Origin of the sequence: Bradyrhizobium sp. B039 (assembly GCF_038965675.1) — a bacterium.
GTDB lineage: Bacteria > Pseudomonadota > Alphaproteobacteria > Rhizobiales > Xanthobacteraceae > Bradyrhizobium > Bradyrhizobium diazoefficiens.
The window spans coordinates 5,706,048-5,723,583 of the sequence record NZ_CP152416.1 but is presented as its reverse complement, the minus strand read 5'-3'; the positions used below and the strand labels follow the sequence as shown (position 1 = coordinate 5,723,583).

Annotated in this window: 16 protein-coding genes; 6 read left to right on the top strand and 10 right to left on the bottom strand. The window is 65.2% G+C overall.

What is annotated here, in order from left to right:
* Window positions 1-72 precede the first annotated feature (72 nt).
* The 3 genes from AAFG50_RS27125 to AAFG50_RS27115 form a co-directional block, all read right to left on the bottom strand.
* Complete coding sequence (locus AAFG50_RS27125; RefSeq protein WP_028175427.1) at window positions 73-915, bottom strand: transglutaminase family protein; 843 nt, start codon at window positions 913-915, stop codon at window positions 73-75.
* Window positions 916-1,043: 128 nt separating this feature from the next.
* On the bottom strand, window positions 1,044-1,988 hold the full coding sequence (locus AAFG50_RS27120; RefSeq protein WP_011088359.1) for an alpha-E domain-containing protein: 945 nt from the start codon (window positions 1,986-1,988) through the stop codon (window positions 1,044-1,046).
* Between the two features lie 4 nt (window positions 1,989-1,992).
* Window positions 1,993-3,411, bottom strand: coding sequence for a circularly permuted type 2 ATP-grasp protein (locus AAFG50_RS27115; protein ID WP_028175426.1), 1,419 nt, complete (start codon window positions 3,409-3,411; stop codon window positions 1,993-1,995).
* A gap of 277 nt (window positions 3,412-3,688) precedes the next feature.
* On the opposite strand from AAFG50_RS27115, the gene AAFG50_RS27110 reads away from it, so the two are divergent.
* From AAFG50_RS27110 to AAFG50_RS27100, 3 genes are all read left to right on the top strand, one after another.
* Entirely contained in the window at window positions 3,689-4,426 is a 738-nt protein-coding gene (locus tag AAFG50_RS27110) for a molybdopterin-binding protein (protein WP_011088357.1), read from the top strand.
* 38 nt (window positions 4,427-4,464) lie between these two features.
* Complete coding sequence (gpt, locus tag AAFG50_RS27105; protein WP_028175425.1) at window positions 4,465-4,992, top strand: xanthine phosphoribosyltransferase; 528 nt, start codon at window positions 4,465-4,467, stop codon at window positions 4,990-4,992.
* A 132-nt stretch (window positions 4,993-5,124) separates the two neighbouring features.
* Window positions 5,125-5,742, top strand: a complete 618-nt coding sequence (locus AAFG50_RS27100) for a hypothetical protein (protein WP_028175424.1) — start codon at window positions 5,125-5,127, stop codon at window positions 5,740-5,742.
* A gap of 18 nt (window positions 5,743-5,760) precedes the next feature.
* On the opposite strand, the gene AAFG50_RS27095 is transcribed toward AAFG50_RS27100, so the two are convergent.
* Window positions 5,761-6,783: a methionine synthase gene (locus tag AAFG50_RS27095; RefSeq protein ID WP_011088354.1), complete on the bottom strand. Its 1,023-nt coding sequence runs from the start codon at window positions 6,781-6,783 to the stop codon at window positions 5,761-5,763.
* 109 nt (window positions 6,784-6,892) lie between these two features.
* Between AAFG50_RS27095 and AAFG50_RS27090 the strand changes: the two genes are divergently transcribed.
* The 3 genes from AAFG50_RS27090 (at window position 6,893) to AAFG50_RS27080 (ending at window position 9,335) form a co-directional block, all read left to right on the top strand.
* Window positions 6,893-7,594, top strand: a complete 702-nt coding sequence (locus AAFG50_RS27090; RefSeq protein WP_028175423.1) for a glutathione binding-like protein — start codon at window positions 6,893-6,895, stop codon at window positions 7,592-7,594.
* A gap of 155 nt (window positions 7,595-7,749) precedes the next feature.
* Window positions 7,750-8,358, top strand: coding sequence for a 2-hydroxychromene-2-carboxylate isomerase (locus AAFG50_RS27085; protein WP_028175422.1), 609 nt, complete (start codon window positions 7,750-7,752; stop codon window positions 8,356-8,358).
* The gene (locus tag AAFG50_RS27080) at window positions 8,358-9,335 is read left to right on the top strand and encodes an NADPH:quinone oxidoreductase family protein (protein ID WP_028175421.1); all 978 of its coding nucleotides are present in this window, start codon (window positions 8,358-8,360) and stop codon (window positions 9,333-9,335) included. Before AAFG50_RS27085 ends, AAFG50_RS27080 begins: the two co-directional genes overlap by 1 nt.
* A 118-nt stretch (window positions 9,336-9,453) precedes the next feature.
* Here AAFG50_RS27080 and AAFG50_RS27075 read toward each other — a convergent pair whose 3' ends face one another.
* The 6 genes from AAFG50_RS27075 to AAFG50_RS27050 form a co-directional block, all read right to left on the bottom strand.
* The gene (locus tag AAFG50_RS27075; protein WP_011088350.1) at window positions 9,454-10,344 is read right to left on the bottom strand and encodes a crotonase/enoyl-CoA hydratase family protein; all 891 of its coding nucleotides are present in this window, start codon (window positions 10,342-10,344) and stop codon (window positions 9,454-9,456) included.
* Between the two features lie 149 nt (window positions 10,345-10,493).
* On the bottom strand, window positions 10,494-11,915 hold the full coding sequence (locus tag AAFG50_RS27070; RefSeq protein WP_028175420.1) for an amidase: 1,422 nt from the start codon (window positions 11,913-11,915) through the stop codon (window positions 10,494-10,496).
* Window positions 11,916-11,917: 2 nt separating this feature from the next.
* Window positions 11,918-13,081 carry a M20 aminoacylase family protein gene (locus AAFG50_RS27065; RefSeq protein ID WP_011088348.1) on the bottom strand — a complete coding sequence of 388 codons (1,164 nt, stop codon included), beginning with the start codon at window positions 13,079-13,081 and terminating at the stop codon, window positions 11,918-11,920.
* 13 nt (window positions 13,082-13,094) lie between these two features.
* Complete coding sequence (locus AAFG50_RS27060; RefSeq protein WP_028175419.1) at window positions 13,095-14,600, bottom strand: M81 family metallopeptidase; 1,506 nt, start codon at window positions 14,598-14,600, stop codon at window positions 13,095-13,097.
* A gap of 252 nt (window positions 14,601-14,852) precedes the next feature.
* Window positions 14,853-16,502 carry an ABC transporter ATP-binding protein gene (locus AAFG50_RS27055; protein ID WP_028175418.1) on the bottom strand — a complete coding sequence of 550 codons (1,650 nt, stop codon included), beginning with the start codon at window positions 16,500-16,502 and terminating at the stop codon, window positions 14,853-14,855.
* Between the two features lie 127 nt (window positions 16,503-16,629).
* On the bottom strand, window positions 16,630-17,517 hold the full coding sequence (locus AAFG50_RS27050) for an ABC transporter permease (RefSeq protein ID WP_028175417.1): 888 nt from the start codon (window positions 17,515-17,517) through the stop codon (window positions 16,630-16,632).
* Window positions 17,518-17,536: the final 19 nt, after the last annotated feature.

The following is a 17,536-nucleotide window of genomic DNA, read 5'->3' as shown; positions in this document are numbered from 1 at the left end:
AGTCGTGGATTACAGCTGTAACGTAGCGGCTTGATTACGCCGCAGATGTCTCGCGACGCGATCTCGCCGGATTTAGCTCTGCCGCTGCGACTGCGATTGCCCGCCGCGGCCGGCCTGCTCGACCTTGACGGCCACCGACAGCGTCTCTGCGCCGCCGCCATAGCGGGTGCCGCGCACGGGGGCTGCGCCGAGATAGTCGAGCCCGATCGCGACGCGGACATGGGCGTCGGTGGCGCAGATGCTGTTGGCGGGATCGAAGCCGACCCAGCCGAGATCGGGGACATAGGCCTCCGCCCAGGCATGGCCGGCATCCTGGTGCACCGTGCCGTCCGAGCGCAAAAAGTGGCCGGAGACGAAGCGCGCCGGCACCCCGCCGGTGCGGGCGCAGGCGATGAAGATATGCGCGTAGTCCTGGCAGACCCCGCGCTTGAGCGTGAAGGCTTCCGCCGCCGACGTGCCGCTGTTGGTCGGATCCTCGTCGAACGTCATGTGGTCGCCGATCTCGCTCATCAGCGTGTGCAGGAACCCGAGCGTGTCGCTCTCGGCCTCGCTGCACAACTGGCGCGCGACTGCGGCCATGGCCGGATTGACGGAGGTGAGGTCGGTGGTGCGCAGGAACATGCCGGCCGGAAAGCGCTCGTCGGCGCCGCGCAGCACGCCGCCGGTGTCGTGGGTTTCGATCAGGCCCTCGGCCGTGATCTTGATATCGCCGACGGGCCCGCAGGACAGAACATGGGTGACGTTGCCGAAGGCGTCCTCATGGGTGTCGAGCTTGGTGTCGGTCGAGACGTCGATCTGCCATTCCGCCACATACTGCCCGTCATGGCTGCACGGCGTCATGCGCAGGATCTGGATCACGCTGGTCGCCGGCGGCTCGTAGCGATAGGTCGTGGTGTGCTGGATTCGCAGGCGCATGGTGGACCGTTGTTCTGGCGTCAATCCGGGGCGGTGCACAGCACCGAACTATGGTGCGCAATTGCGCACCTGAGAATCTCGAGATTCCGGGTCTGGTCCTTCGGACCATCCCGGAATGACGGCGTGTATCAGATCAAATACTGCTTCGTGATGATTTCGCCCAGCCTGGAATTGTCCGCGATGAATTCCTGAATGAATTCATGCACGCCATGCTGGAAAATGTCGTTCATATTGCTGTGTTCGAGCCGGTTGCGGATGCCGCGGGCGTGGCGCTGGGCGGGGCCCTGGCGGCCATAGGCGACGCCGATCTGGTCGAGATTGCGCACGAGATTGCCGTAGCAGCTGGCCAGCGAACGCGGCAGCGTGTCGTTGAGGATGAGCAGGTCCGCAATCAACCAGGGCTTCAGCGTCTCGCGATAGACCCAGTGATAGGCGGTCAGCGCCGAGACCGAGCGCAGGATCGAGCTCCACTGATAGAAGTCGAGCGGGCCGCCGACATGCTCTTCCTCGGGCAACAGCACGTGGTACTTCACGTCGAGAATGCGCGCGGTGTTGTCGGCGCGTTCCAGATGCACGCCCATCCGCGAGAACCAGTAGGCGTCGTTGCGCAGCATGGTCCGGTAGGCCGAACCGTCGAAGCGCAGCGAAGTCTCCTGTACGAAGCGCAGGAATTTTGCGAGGTCCTCGCGCGTCGAGGTGCCCTTGCTCCAGACCTCCTGCAATTCGATCCAGGCCGAGTTGATGGTGTCCCACATCTCGCTGGTGAGCGCGGTGCGCACCGAGCGCGAGTTCAGCCGCGCCGCCTCGATGCAGTTCCTGATCGAGGACGGATTGTTCGGCGAGAACGAGAGGTATTCGACGACGTTGTGCTCGTTGGCTTCCTCATAGGTCTGATAGAAGCTTGCGGCGACGCCGGCGGTCAGCAGCGCCGAGTCCCATTCGTTGGTCTTGCCGATATAGGCAGCGGGAAGCGCGGTGACGCGCAGCGTCGCATCGATGGTGCGCGCGAGATACTCGGCCCGTTCGACGTAGCGGGCGAGCCAGTAGAGGTTTTCGGCGGTACGCGACAGCATCTGACTACTCGTCCAAAATCCAGGTGTCTTTGGTGCCGCCGCCCTGGCTCGAATTCACCACCAGGGAGCCTTCCTTCAGCGCGACGCGTGTGAGTCCGCCCGGCACGATCGTAGTGCTCTTGCTGCCGGTCAGCACGAACGGCCGCAAGTCGACATGGCGCGGAGCAAGGCCGGTGGCCGTACAAGTCGGGCAGGTCGAGAGCGCCAGCGTCGGCTGCGCGATGAAGCCTTCCGGCTCGCGCTTGAGCTTCTCGCGGAACGCTTCGATGGTCGCTTTCGTTGCGGCGGGGCCGATCAGCATGCCGTAGCCGCCGGAGCCGTGCACTTCCTTGACGACGAGCTCGCTCAGATTGTCCAGCACATAGGCGAGGTCCTTCGGCTCGCGGCAGCGCCAGGTCGGCACATTCTTCAGGATCGGCTCCTCGCCGAGATAGAACTTCACGATGTCAGGCATGTAGGAGTAGATCGCCTTGTCGTCGGCGATGCCGGTACCGACCGCATTGGCGAGGGTGATGTTGCCGGCCGCGTAGGCCGACATCAGCCCGGGCACGCCGAGCACGGAATCGGGGCGGAAGGTGAGGGGGTCGATGAAGTCATCGTCGACGCGGCGATAAATCACGTCGACCCGTTTCAGCCCCTCGGTCGTCCGCATGAACACTTCGTTGTTCTTGATGATGAGGTCGCGGCCCTCGACCAGCTCGATGCCAAGCTTGTCGGCAAGGAACGAGTGCTCGTAATAGGCGGAGTTGTAGACGCCCGGCGTGAGCAGGGCGACCGTCGGCTCGCCCGAAGCGCCTTGCGGCGCGACCGAACGCAAGGCCGCGAGCAGTTCGTCCGGATAGCGCTCGACCGGCGCCACCCGGTGGCGGGCGAACAGATCCGGAAACAGCCGCATCATGATCTCGCGGTTTTCCAGCATGTAGGACACGCCCGAGGGCGTGCGCGCATTGTCCTCCAGCACGATGAAGTCTTCGGCGTCGACCCGGACGATGTCGATGCCGGCGATGTGCACGTAGACGTCGTGCGGCACCTGCTGGCCGTTCATCTCGGGGCGGAAGACCGGGTTCTGGAAGATCAGATCGTCGGGCACGACCTCGGCGCGGAGGATGTCGCGGCCGTGATAGATGTCGCGCAGGAACATGTTGAGCGCGCGGACGCGCTGCTTCAGGCCCTTCTCCAGCAGCGCCCATTCCTTGCCCGACATGATCCGCGGGATCACGTCGAAGGGGATGAGGCGCTCGGTCGACTCGGATTCGCCGTAGACGGCGAAGGTGATGCCGATCCGGCGGAACAGGAGCTCAGCTTCCTGGCGGCGATATTCGAGCGCCTCGGGAGGCGTCTCCTTGAGCCAGCGAGCCAGCTCCTGATAGGCGGGGCGAAGGTCCCCGCCGGGAATGTTCATTTCATCAAACGCGACTGCCATAGATCCCGACTTGTCCCCGCAAGGCGTTGCGCCATTGGACAGGTCGTCAGGCCTTGGTGAAGACCGCAACGTCCTGGCCATGCGGCAAGAGTGCATGACTTTCAGGTGGTAGCAAGGGGCGGGCCAGCGCGATAAGCATGGACTGGCAGCATTTACCGGGGATGGCCGGCGGCTTGCCTGAAAAAATGGCTGAGGACTGCTTATTTCGGCAGCAAAACCGCGTGACTTCAACGCGTTACCTCGGCAAAGTCGGCGCTACAGGTGAGGGACTTAAGGCATGAGCGAGATCGTCACGGCGGGCATTCTGGTCATTGGGGACGAAATCCTGTCCGGCCGGACCAAGGACAAGAATATCGGCTTCATTGCCGAATACCTGACCAATATCGGCATCGACCTGAAGGAAGTCCGGGTCGTCTCCGACGACGAGGACGACATCATCGCCGCATTGAATGCACTGCGGCATCGCTACACCTATGTCTTCACCACCGGCGGGATCGGGCCGACCCATGACGACATCACCGCCGACAGCGTCGCCAAGGCGTTCGGCGTCGGCATCGACCATCACCCGGAGGTGGTCGCCCGTTTCCGCGAGCGCTGGAGCGAGCAGGATCTCAACGAGGCCCGCCTGCGCATGGCCCGCATCCCCGACGGTGCCGAGCTGATCCAGAGCGCGACCATCCTCGCGCCCGGCTTCAAGATTGGCAATGTCATCGTGATGGCGGGCGTGCCCTCGATCATGCAGGCGATGATGGACATCGTCTCGCCCAAGCTGAAATCGGGCGTGCGCATGCTCTCCGAATCGGTCCGCGCCAATGCGCGGGAAGGTGACATCGGCAGCCCGCTGCGGGCGATCGCCGCCGCTCATCCCGACACCATCATCGGCAGCTATCCCTTCATGGACGAGGACTCGAAGCCGAACACCAATCTGGTGGTGCGTTCGCGGGATGCGGATAAGCTCGCCGCAGCCATGGCCGCGGTGAAGGAAATGCTGGCAGGATTGAACATCACCCGGTAGCAGAAAGGCCGCCGGACGACGATTTGCAGGAGAGGATGATGGGCGGTGAAGCACCGGAACTGAGCGCGCAGGAGCGGGCAGGCAAGGCCTTTCCGGTCTCATGGGACCAGTTTCACCGGGACTGCCGGGCGCTGACCTGGCGGCTCAACGAGGTCGGTCCGTTCCACGCGGTGATCGCGATTACCCGCGGCGGCCTGGTGCCGGCCGCGATCGTGGCCCGCGAGCTCGGCGTGCGCGTGATCGACACGGTCTGCATCGCCAGCTACGACCACAACAAGCAGGGCGAGCTTCAGGTCCTCAAGGGCATCTCGGAAGCTGCGATGAAACTCGGAGGCGGCACCGGCAAGGGGCTCCTGATCGTCGACGACCTCGTCGACACCGGCAAGACAGGCAAGCTGGTGCGCGAGATGCTGCCCGATGCGCATTTCGCCACGGTCTACGCCAAGCCGAAGGGGCGCCCGCTGGTCGACACCTACATCACGGAGGTGTCGCAGGACACCTGGATCTTCTTCCCCTGGGACACCGCGCTGTCCTATCACCCGCCGCTCCGCGACGGGGCGGCGTGAGGGACGGAGTCATTCCGGGGCGATGCAAGGCATCGAACTATGGTGCGCAATTGCGCACCAGGGAATCTCGAGATTCCGGGTTCGGTCCTGCGGACCGCCCCGGAATGACGTCAGTTTAACGGGCGTGCACCCATGCCCCTGCAAAATCGCGTCACGCCGACCGGCGAGATCATCGCCACCCCGCATCGCGGAATGTTCACCGGCAATCGCGGCATCATCCACGATCCCGCGACGAAGACGCTTCTGAAGAAGCGCTGGTCGTCGCCGGCCTGGATTACTTGCCTCTGCGAATTCCGCGGCTGGCGGCGCCCGGTGATGGCGCGCCGGAGCTGGACCGAGCTGTTCTTCCTCGACGAAGCCACCTCGTTTGCCGCGGGCCATCGGCCGTGTTTCTTCTGTCGCCGCGACGATGCCAGGCGCTTTCGCAGAGCGTGGGAAGCGGGGAATGCTGCAAGCGACGTCAGCGCGAAGGCGATCGACGCCGCGCTGCATCGCGAGCGCCTTGATCGCGGCAGGAAGCGGCTGCACGCGCTGCCGATGCCGCTGGCAGAATTGCCCGACGGCGCGATGGTGCAGCAGGGCGAAGAGAGTTTTCTGGTGGCGCGGGGCAGGGCGCTGTTGTGGTCGCCGGCAGGCTATGCGGCAGTTAACCGCGAGCTCGCCGATGCAAAGCTGCTGACGCCGCCTTCTACGCTGCGCGCAATCGTCGCCGGCTATCGGCCTGCGTTGCATCCGACAGCGCGCAGCTAGCGCAGCGGCTTACCGTCATCATCCCAGCTTCTCGCGCGCCATTGCGGCACCTGCGCCGAGCGCCATCAGCTTGGCTTCGGCGATCTCGCGCCGCATCGGCGCCATGCCGCAATTGGTGGTGGCGATGATGTTGCTCTTGGGCACGAATTTCGACACCGCGTCGATCACCTTCACGACGTCCTCGGCGGTCTCCACCGTGTCGCTGGCGACGTCGATCACGCCGGCCTGCACGATCTTGGTCTTGAGCAGCGCCAGCAGGTCGAGCGGCACCTTGGAATTGCGGCACTCGATCGCGACCTGCTGGATCGGGCTCGCGTCGATCGCGGGGAAGATCTGCTCGTACTGCCGCCACTGTGCGCCGAGCGTCTCCTTCCAGTCGGTGTTGGCCTTGATGCCGTAGCCGTAGCAGATGTGCACGGCGGTGGCGCAGGTCAGCCCCTGCGCGGCGCGCTCCAGCGCCTTGATGCCCCAGTCGTTGACCTCGTCCATGTAGACGTTGAAGGCAGGCTCGTCGAACTGTACGAGATCGACGCCGTCGGCCTGGAGTGCCTTGGCTTCCTCGTTGAGCAGCTCGGCGAACGCAAAGGCCATCTTGACGCGGTCGCCATAGTAGCGATCGGCAATCGTATCGATGATGGTCATCGGGCCGGGCAGGGTGAATTTCAGCTTCTTCTTCGTGTGCGTGCGCGCCACGCGCGCCTCAAAGGCATGGACGCGGCCCTTGAGCCGGAGCGGCGCGACCACCTGCGGCACCATCGCCTTGTAGCGGTCCTTGCGGATGCCCATCTCGACCTTGTGGGCGAAATCGATGCCGTCGATCTTCTCCAGGAAACCGTGCACGAAATGCTGGCGGGCCTGCTCACCCTCGGTGACGATGTCGATGCCGGCGTCCTCCTGGATCTTCAGCCAGATCAGTGTCGCGTCCCGCTTGGCGCGGAGCAGCTCATCGCCTTGCGACTTCCAGGGCGCCCAGAGCATGTTGGGCTCGGCGAGCCATTCGGGCTTCGGCAAGGAGCCGGCGATCGTGGTTGGAAACAGCATGGCGGCTCTCCCGGCAGGTTATGTTGCGCCTCTTCCTGCCATGTCTTAACGTCGAGGTACAGAACGACAAAAGTCGCTCTCTATTCCAGCGGCGACGACAGGGAAGGCGATGATCGAACTCTATTATGCGCCGACGCCGAACGGCTGGAAAATCTCGATCATGCTGGAGGAACTCGGGCTCCCCTATTGCGTGAAGCCCGTCAACATCCGCGCGGGCGAGCAGTTCAACCCCGAGTTTCTCGCGATCAGTCCGAACAACCGTATTCCCGCGATCGTCGATCACGAACCCGCCGATGGCGGCGCACCGTTCTCGGCCTTCGAGACCGGCGCGATCCTGATCTATCTGGCAGAGAAGACCGGCCGTTTCCTGGCCGGAGATTTGCGCGGCCGCTCCACCACCATCCAGTGGGTGATGTGGCAGATGGCGGGGCTCGGGCCCATGCTCGGCCAGCACGGCCATTTCGCGCTCTATGCGGCCGAGAAGATCCCTTACGCGATCGAGCGCTACCGCGACGAGGCGGCGCGGCTCTACGGCGTGCTGGACCGGCAGCTCGGCAAGACCGGCGCCTATGTCGCCGGCGACTATTCCATCGCCGACATCGCCTGCTTCCCCTGGACCATGACCCACAAGGCGCAGGGCTTTACGTTAGAGGACTATCCGAACGTGAAGCGATGGTACGCCGAGGTCCGTGCCAGGCCGCCGGTGCAGGCGGGGCTCGCGATCGGCAAGTTCGTGAAAGAGCCGTTCGACGAGGAATCACGCAAGATCATGTTCGGCCAGCGTGCGAAGGAAGTGTTGGGAAAGAAGTAGGCTGCACCCGTCATCCGGGGTGGCGCGAAGCGCCGAGCTAAGGTGCGCAATTGCGCACCTGAGAATCCATCGGGCCGCAATAAAACTGGTGGAATGGATTCCGGGTTCGCGCCCAAGAGGGCGCGCCCCGGAATGACAAGAGCAAAGGAAACGCCATGATCGAATTCTTCTTCGACTGTTCCAGCCCCTGGACCTATCTCGCCTTTCACAACATCCAGCCGCTGGCCAAGGAGCTCGGCGTGGACATCGCCTGGCGGCCGATCCTGGTCGGCGGCATCTTCAACACGGTCAACCCGAGCGTCTACGCGCAGCGGGAGAAGCCGGTGCCGCTGAAGGCGCGCTACATGAAGAAGGATCTCCAGGATTGGGCGCGCTCGGCCGGCCTGTCGATCAAGATGCCGCCGACGGTGTTTCCGGTGAACAGCGTCAAGGCGATGCGCGGCTGCATCTGGCTGGGTCGGGATATGGTGCCGTTCGCGACCGCCGTGTTCGAAACCTATTGGAGCGGCGACAAGGACATCTCGCAGGACACGGTGCTCGCCGAGATCTGCAGGACGTTTGGCATCGATGAGCAGAAATTCTTTGCAGGCATTTCGGAGCAGGGGATCAAGGACCAGCTCAAGGCCAACACCGAAGAGGTCGTCGCGCGCGGCGGCTTCGGCTCGCCGACGATCTTCGTCGATAAGACCGACATGTATTTCGGCAATGACCGCCTGCCGCTGATCCGCGAGGCGCTCAAGCGCCGCAGGGCGAGCGCGGCCTGATGGTGCGCGCTGTCGTCTGCCGCGAGTTCGGCGCGCCCGAAAGCTTGCTGCTGGAAGAGTTTCCCTCGCGTGCCCTGAAGCCGGGCGAAGTGCGCGTCGCGATCCGCGCCGCCGGGCTGAATTTTCCTGACGTGCTGATGGCGGCCGGCGAATATCAGCTCAAGCCGGAGCTGCCGTTTACGCCCGGCATGGAGGCCGCCGGCGACGTGACCGAAGTGGGCGCGGAGGCGAGGGGCGTTGCCGTCGGCGACAAGGTGATCGTGAAGATGCGCCACGGTGCTTTCACCGATGAAGCGGTCGTCGCGCCGTCGCAGCTCACGCCGATGCCGTCCACCTTCGATTACGCGGAGGCTGCGACCTATCTCGCCGGCCACGGCACTGCCTATCACGCGCTGATCGACCGCGGCCGCGTCGAGCCCGGCGAAGTGCTGCTCGTGCATGGCGCCGGTGGCGGCGTAGGCCTTGCCGCCGTCGAGATCGGCAAGATGCTGGGCGCGACCGTGATCGCGACCGCCTCCAGCGACGAGAAGCTTGCCATTGCGAAATCGCGCGGCGCCGATCATCTCGTGCGTTACGACCGCGAGCCGTTTCGCGATGCGGTCAAGCGCATCACCGACGGCCGCGGCGCCGATGTGGTGTTCGATCCCGTCGGCGGCGAGGTGTTCGAGAATTCGATGCGCTGCATCGCCTGGGGCGCGCGGCTGCTGGTGATCGGTTTTACGGGTGGCATCGGCTCGGCCAAGACCAATCTGCTGCTGATCAAGGGCGCCAGTGTACTCGGCGTGCGCGCCGGAGAGGCCGTGCGGAAAAATCCGGCGCTGGGCGAGGTGCGCCTGAAGGCGCTGCTTCAGTGGGCGGAGGAAGGCAAGCTGCGCCCCAACGTCTCGCACCGCCTGCCGCTTGGGGATTACGCGAAGGCGATGCGGTTGCTGATCGACCGCAAGGCGATCGGTCGCGTGGCGCTGGTGATGGAGTGATCTCTATCACCGTCATTCCGGGGCGCCCGAAGGGCGAACCCGGAATCTCGAGATCCTCAGGTGCGCAATTGCGCACCATAGTTCGATGCTTCGCATCGCCCCGGGATGACGCTTCGCGTCACTTGTACTCCCGCTCCGTCCACCACGGGAAATAATCCGGCATGTCGCTGGACACCTTGTTCTTGAACTGCGCCGGACGCTTCTCCAGGAACGACACCACGCCCTCCTTGACGTCGTCCGAGCGGCCGCGGGCGTAGATGCCGCGGCTGTCGACCTTGTGGGCTTCCATCGGATCGTCCGCACCCATCATGCGCCACATCATCTGCCGGATCAGCGCCACCGACACCGGCGCGGTTTTCGCCGCGAATTCCTTGGCGAGCGCGCGGGCGGTCGGCAAGAGATCATCCGGCGGCACCACCTTGCTGACGAGACGCCCCGCAAGCGCTTCCTGCGCCGGGAAGACGCGGCCCGAATAGCACCATTCCAGCGCCTGCGAGATGCCGACGATGCGCGGCAGGAACCAGCTCGAGGCGGCCTCGGGCACGATGCCGCGCTGGGAGAACACGAAGCCGAAGCGGGCGGCGTCGGAGGCAATGCGGATGTCCATCGCGAGCTGCATGGTGACGCCGATGCCGACGGCAGGGCCGTTCACCGCGGCAATCACGGGCTTGAGGCATTTGAAAATACGCAAGGTCACCTGGCCGCCGCCGTCGCGCACCTGCGGATCGCTGTAATCGACCTTGCCGTCGGCGAGGCGCTTGACGGGACCGCGCCGCGCGTCGCGATCAAACGTGTCGGCCCCGGAAGAGAGGTCCGCGCCTGCGCAAAAACCACGGCCGGAGCCGGTGACGATGATGGCGCGGACGTTGTCGTCCTTGTCGGCGGCATCGAACGCGTCGATCAGCTCTGCTTGCATCTGCGCGTTGAAGGCGTTGAGCTTGTCGGGCCGGTTCAGCGTGATGGTGAGGATCTGCTCGGCGACCTCGTATTTGATCGTCTCATACGCCATGGGTTATTTCCTTCCTTTGTTTCTTATTCTCTCTGTAGCACGTCATTCCGGGGCGCGCCTCTTGGCGCGAGCCCGGAATCCATACTCACGATGGTGGTTATGGATTCCGGGCTCGTCGCTTCGCGACGCCCCACAATGACGGAGGATATTCAGCGTGCCGGCGGCTTCGGCCAGGGCCGCTGCGGGCCGCGCAAGCCCTCGAAGGCCTTGGCCATGCCGAGCACGCCGATGTCGTCGAAGCGGCGGCCGACGATCTGCACGCCGATGGGAAAGCCGTTGGCGTCGAAACCGCCGTTGAGGGAGACCGCAGGGTTCTCCGACATATTCCACGGCACGGTATAGGCGATGTGCTCGAACGGCCTCATGGGATCGTTGGTCGGCGACGCCCAGTCGGCCGGATAGTTCACGTTCGGTGCGGTCGGCGAGATCACGTAGTCGAGCTCGCAGAACAGCTTTGACGCCACGGCGCGGATCGCCATGGTCTGGTTGAAGCCGCGGATGACATCCACACCCGAGAGCTTTGCGCCGGATGCGCCCCATTTGAAGATGTAGGGCAGCACCTTTGCCTGCTCGGCCGGCGTCAGCTTGGACAGATCGTCCCACATCCGCGCGCGCCAGAAATTGTCGAGGCCGTCGAGCATCTCGCGGGTCAAAATGCCGTCGACCTCGGTGACGACGCTGCCTGCGGATTCGAACGCCTTTGCGGCTTTCACGGCAACGTCACGGACCGGCCGTTCTGCCGGCAGCCCGACGCCGGCATCGAGCATCAGGCCGATCCGCAATTTGCGCGGAGACTTCTCCGGCCCTTTCCAGTTGAGGGGTTCGGCGGGCAGGCTCATGCCGTCGCGCCGGTCGGGCTTTGCGATCGCGCTCATCATCAGCGCGCAATCGTCAACCGTGCGGGTCATGGGGCCGGCGACGCGTCCGACATAGGTGGGGTCGATCGGTACGCGGCCGAAGCTCGGCTTCAATCCGACGAGGCCGCACCAGCCCGCGGGCAGGCGCACCGAGCCGCCGATATCGGTGCCGAGATGCAGGGGGCCGTAGCCGGCCGCCGCGGCGGCGCCTGCACCGGCGCTGGAGCCGCCGGGGTTCTTGCTGAGGTCCCAGGGGTTGCGCGCGAGCGCGTGGAAGCTGGAGAGCCCGGAGGACAGCATGCCGTAATCGGGCATGGTGGTCTTGGCGAAGATGATCGCGCCGGCCTCGCGCAGCCGCGCGGCGGGCGGGGCGTCCTTCTCGGCCGGCACGAGCTTGACGCTGGCCGCCCCCAGCGGCACCGGCACGCCCTTGGTCGCGATGTTGTCCTTTACCGTGACAGGCACGCCGTCGAGCGGGCCGGACGGCTCGCCGCCGGTCCAGCGCGCGGTCGAGGCCTTTGCGGCCTCGCGCGCGCCGTCGGGGTCGAACGCATAGAGTGCCCTAAGGTGCGGCTCCCACGCCGCGACGTGCGTGAGCACGTCCTCCAGCACCTCGCTCGGCGAGAATTGCTTGGCGCGATAGCCCGCGATCAGATCGACCGCGGACAGATCGTGCAGCGAGGTGACCGCCTCTTCGACGCTCTTTTTGTGCATTGCTAAACGACCGGCATGCGCGTTTCGATGATGCGGGCGAACATGCTGGCGCCGATCGGCAGGATCTTGTCGTCGAGCACAAAACCGGGATTGTGCACCGGCACCGAGCCGTCATGGCCGACCCAGAAATAGGCGCCGGGAATGGTCTCCAGCATGTCGGCAAAATCCTCGCTGCCCATCTTCGGCTGGGTGCGGGTGATCACCTTGGCGGGGTCGACGACGGTGCGCGCCACCTCCTCGACCACCTTGGACTGCTCGACCTGGTTGACCAGCACGTTGAAGGTGTCGCGGATGTCGACGTCGATCGCGCACTGATACGCGGCCGCGATGCCGGCGCAGATGGTGCGGATGCGTTCGCTGACCAGGGTGCGGACTTCTTTCGAGAAGGTGCGGATGGTGCCGCAAAGATGCGCGTCGCCGGGGATGACGTTGTAGGCGGAGCCCGCATGGATCTGGGTGATCGACACCACCGCAGCCTGCAGCGGCTCGACGTTGCGGCTGACGATGGTCTGGATCGCCTGCGCCAGCGTGGTCGCGATGATCACCGCGTCCTTGGAGCGTTCGGGCATTGCGCCATGCGCGCCATAGCCGGTGATGCGGAGGTCGAAGAAGTCGGCGCTGGCCATCGCCGGACCGGGCAGGATCGCGATCTCGCCGTGGTTGAGGTCGGGCGCGTTGTGCAGGCCGTAGAGCTCGTCGCACGGAAACTTCTCGAACAGCCCGTCCTTGATCATCGCGCGGGCGCCGCCGAGGCCTTCCTCGGCCGGCTGGAAGATCAGGTGCACGGTGCCGTCGAAGTTCCTGGTCTCGGCGAGATAGCGCGCGGTGCCGAGCAGCATGGTGGTGTGGCCGTCATGGCCGCAGCCGTGGAAGCGGCCGGGGATTTTCGAGCTCCATTTCAGATTGGTGTTCTCTTCCATCGGCAGCGCGTCCATGTCGGCGCGCAGGCCGATGCGCTTGCCGCTCGACCCCTTGCCCTTGATGACGCCGATCACGCCGGTGCCGCCGAGGCCGCGATGCACCTCGATGCCCCAGCCCTTCAGCTTGTCCGCAACGATGCCGGAAGTGCGCACTTCCTCGAAGCCGATCTCGGGATGGGCGTGGAGGTCGCGCCTGATAGCGGTGAGTTCGTCGGCATAGCCGTCGATGCGGTCGATCGTGGGCATGTGTCCTGTCCGGTTAGCGTGAAGGGGGATCGAAAACGGGGCCGTTCGGCTTGATGCGAATGCCCGGGCGCAGCTTCGTCCAGGGCAGGGAGGCGGTATCGGCCGGCATCGCGCCGGGGGCGGCGCAGATCATCAGCTGTTCCGCGATCGGCTCGAAATCGGCGCGGAAGTGCACCGAGCTCTTGTTGACCAGGATCTTCTGTTCGGTCGGCTCGATGCCGACATAGCGGTACATCGCCTGATCGGCGAGCTGCGCCTTGTGCGAGGAGACGACGACACGAACGTCGCCGATGCGCAGGGCCGCGGAAGGACCCATCTCCATCTCGCGGCCGCCGTAATAGGGGCCGGGCGCGATGAAGCGGCCGTCGGACAATTTTTCGACGACGAAGGTCTCGCGATAGGGCTCGTCGCCTGGAATGCCGGACTTGCCGCCGAGCGACAGCGTCACCGTGGCGCCGACACCGGCCGCATGGGCGGCCTTGGCCGATTCCGGATCGTAGATCGCGCCGGTCGCGGCGCTGGCCTTGTTGCGCACCAGCGCGCGCAGCATGCCGGTGGTGTCGGAATCGCCGCCGGCGCCGGGATTGTCCTGGGTGTCGGCGATGATGATCGGCTTGCTGGCGCCCTTCGCGAGCTCCATCGCATGGCGCACGCCGTCGTCGGGCGACCAGATCTTGCCGTCGAAATCGTCCTCGTGGCTTTCGATCAGCTTGACGATCGCATCCGCGGCGCGATCGGCGTCGGCTTGCGTCTTGCCATAGGCGAACACGCTGGGCCCGCAATCGCGGAAGTCGGCGGCGGGGAAGCCCGGCGCGAAGGACAGCGTCGGAACCCCGTCGCTCTCGAGCGCGGCGAGCTTCTCGTAGATGCCCTTGGTCGGCTGGTCGTTGGTGCACTGCCAGCTGATCGGGATCAGGAACGGCAGTTGCCGGAAGGCTTTCGCAAAGCGCTGCTTGGTCTTCAACAGCAGCGCGAGATGTCGCGCCGAGGCGCGGCCGGTCTCGGCCATGTCGACATGCGGATAGGTGCGGTAGGCGATCAGCGCGTCGGCATGCCCGATCATCGCGGGCGTGACGTTGGCGTGAAGATCGAGGCTTGTGACGAGCGGAACATCCTCGCCGATGACGCGGCGTACCCGTGCCAGGATTTCGCCTTCGCCGTCGTCGAGATGCTCCGTCACCATCGCGCCGTGCAGGTCGAGATAGACGGCGTCGATCGGGCCCGAGGCTGCGATGCCGTCAACCATCACCCTCACGATGCGCTCGAACGCATCCTTGGTGACATGTGCGGAGGGGCTCGCGCCGCAGGCGATGGTCGGAATGAGTTCCCAGCCGTTGGCTTCGGCGCTGTCGACGAAACCGGCGAGTCCGACATTGATGCGGCGCATCACCTTCAGCACGTCGGCACCTTCAGTCATCGCCGGCCAGCCGCCGCCATGCTGGAAGTCCGCGAATGTCGCCTTGGTCGGGGCGAAGGTGTTGGTCTCGTGCAGGAAGCCGCCGACGGCGATACGTGTCATCAATTCAAGTCCAGTCGATTGAAAGTGCGCGCGCTAGCCTTCGACGTTAGCCTTGCCCTTGCGGCGAGAGCAAGGTGAGAAGCAATCGCGCCGTGCATAGGGTCAGATCGTTTTGGGAATGCTGCTCCGCAGTCATTCCGGGGCGCGCCACTTGGCGCGAGCCCGGAATCCATCATGCGACAGAGTCTGCGGCCTGATGGATTCCGGGCTCATCGCTTCGCGATGCCCCGGAATGACGAGGAGAGAGTGGAGTTACGCCGTCGCCACCAAGCCCTCCGACACCGGCCGGAAGTTCGCAAAGTCCCAGCCGCGGCCGGGGGCCGCCTCCAGCAGGGCCCTGGTGTAGGCCTCCTTCGGATGCGTCAGCACTTCGGCGGCGGGGCCCTGTTCGACGACGCGGCCGTGCTGCATCACCACGACCTCGTCGCAGATTTGCGCTGCGACGCGGAGATCGTGGGTGATGAACAGGATCGCGATGCCGAGCCGCTTCTGGATCTCGTCGAGCAGTTCCAGCACCTGGGCCTGCACCGAGACGTCGAGCGCGGAGACCGCTTCGTCCGCGACCAGCACGTCCGGATCGAGCGCGAGCGCTCGCGCAATCGCGATGCGCTGGCGCTGGCCGCCGGAGAACTGGTGCGGATAGCGTGACACGGCATCGGCGGGCAGGCCGACCAGCTCGAGCAGCTCGCGGGCGCGCTTCATCGCGTCGGCATGCGCGACGCCGTAATTGATCGGGCCTTCCGCGATGCTCTCGCCCACCGTGATGCGCGGGTTGAGCGAGCGATAGGGATCCTGGAACACGATCTGGATCTTCTGCCGGTGCGGCTGGAGCAGGCGACGCGAGATGTCGGAGATCTCGCGACCGGACAGGCGCACGCCGCCGGAGGTCGGGTCGATCAGGCGCACGATGCAGCGTGCCACCGTGGACTTGCCCGAGCCGCTCTCGCCGACGATGCCGAGCGTACGGCCCTTGCGCAGCGTCAGCGTCACCTTGTCGGCGGCGACGACCTCGCGGCCTTTGCCGAAGAAGGCGCGCTCCTTATAGACCTTGCTGAGGTCGTTGGCCTCCAGCACCACCGGTTCCTTGGTCTCGGGCCGCGCCGCGCGCGGCACGAGGCTCGGCACCGCCGAGAGCAGGTTGCGGGTGTATTCCATGGTCGGATTGCGCAGCACGGCGTCGAGCTGACCGGTCTCGACGAGGCGACCCTGCCGCATCACGGCGACACGGTCGGCGATTTCCGCCACCACGCCCATGTCGTGGGTGATGAACAGCACGGCCGTGCCGTGATCGCGCTGGAGGTCGCGGATCAGGGTCAGGATCTGTTTCTGCGTGGTGACGTCGAGTGCGGTAGTCGGCTCGTCGGCAATGAGCAGCTTCGGCTCGAGCACCAGCGCCATCGCGATCATGATGCGCTGGCGCTGGCCGCCGGAGAGGCGGTGCGGGTAGGAGGCGAAGATGCGCTCGACCTGGGGCAGGCGCACCTGCTCCATCATGTCGAGGATGCGCTTCTTTCGTGCCCTGGCATCGAGATTGGTGTGCGCGCGCAGCACTTCGTCGATCTGCCGGCCGACCGGCACGACCGGATTGAGCGCGGTCATTGGCTCCTGGAAGATCATCGCCATCTGCGTCGCGCGGAGCTGGCGCAGCCGGCGGTCGGTCGCGGTGAGCAGCTCTTCGCCGACCAGCTTGACGCTGCCGGCGGTGGGCACCAGCGTGCCCTTCGGCAGCAGGCCCATCGTGGTCAGCGAGGTCACCGACTTGCCCGAGCCGCTTTCGCCGACGAGACACAGCGTCTCGCGTTCGCGCACCTGGATCGAGATGCCATCGATGATGTTCGCCGCCTTCGGCTTCTTGCCGACGGAAACGACGAGGTTGTTGATGTCGAGGATGGTGTTGGTCATGCAATGTCTCCACCGTCGTTCCGGGGCGCGCGCAAGCGCGAACCCGGAACCTCGAGATTCTCAGATGCGCAACTGCGCACCATAGTTCGGTGCTTCGCACCGCCCCGGAATGACGGAATCAATGGTTTCACTTCCCCTCCCGCTGCTTCATGCGGGGATCGAGGGCGTCGCGGGCGGCGTCGCCAATCAGATTGATGCTGAGAATGGCGATCGAGAGCAGGAGGCCCGGCCAGAAGATCAGCGACGGCTTGATCTGGAAGTACTGGCGGCCCTCGGCCATGATGTTGCCCCAGGTCGGTGTCTCCGGGGAGATGCCGGCGCCGAGGAAGGAGAGGATCGCCTCGGTGAGGATCGCGGAGGCGCATACGTAACTGCCCTGCACGATCAGGGGCGCGATCGTGTTCGGCATCAAGTGCCGCCACATGATCTTCGGCAGGGATGAGCCGACCGAGATCGCCGCTTCAACATAGGGTTCCTCGCGCGCCGACAGCACGACCGAGCGCACCAGGCGCGCCACGCGCGGAACTTCGGGGATCGTGATCGCGATCAGCACGGTCCAGATGCTGGCACCGGACAGCGACACCACGGCGATCGCGAGCAGGATGCTCGGCATCGCCATCAGGCCGTCCATGACCCGCATCAGGACGGAATCGATCAGCTTGAAGAAGCCGGAGACGAGGCCGATCGCCAGCCCGATGACGATCGACAGGATCGCCGAGCCGACACCGATCAGAAGCGAGATGCGGCCGCCATAGATGACGCGCGACAGCAGGTCGCGTCCGTAGGCGTCGGTGCCGAGCAGGAATTGCGCCGAGGTCGGCTTCAATCGTTGCGACGGCGCGAGCTGGATCGGATCGTGCGGCGCGATCAGCGGCGCCAGAATCGAGATCAGCACGATCAGCGCTAGCAGGACCGTCGCCGTGGCGATGATCGGCGTCGAGGTGAGGAATCCGAAGCGCGGCCGCAGCGGCGACGTGATCGGAATGGACGACTGGGGAAGGGTATCGACCGACATTTTTGTCCTTATCCTTGCC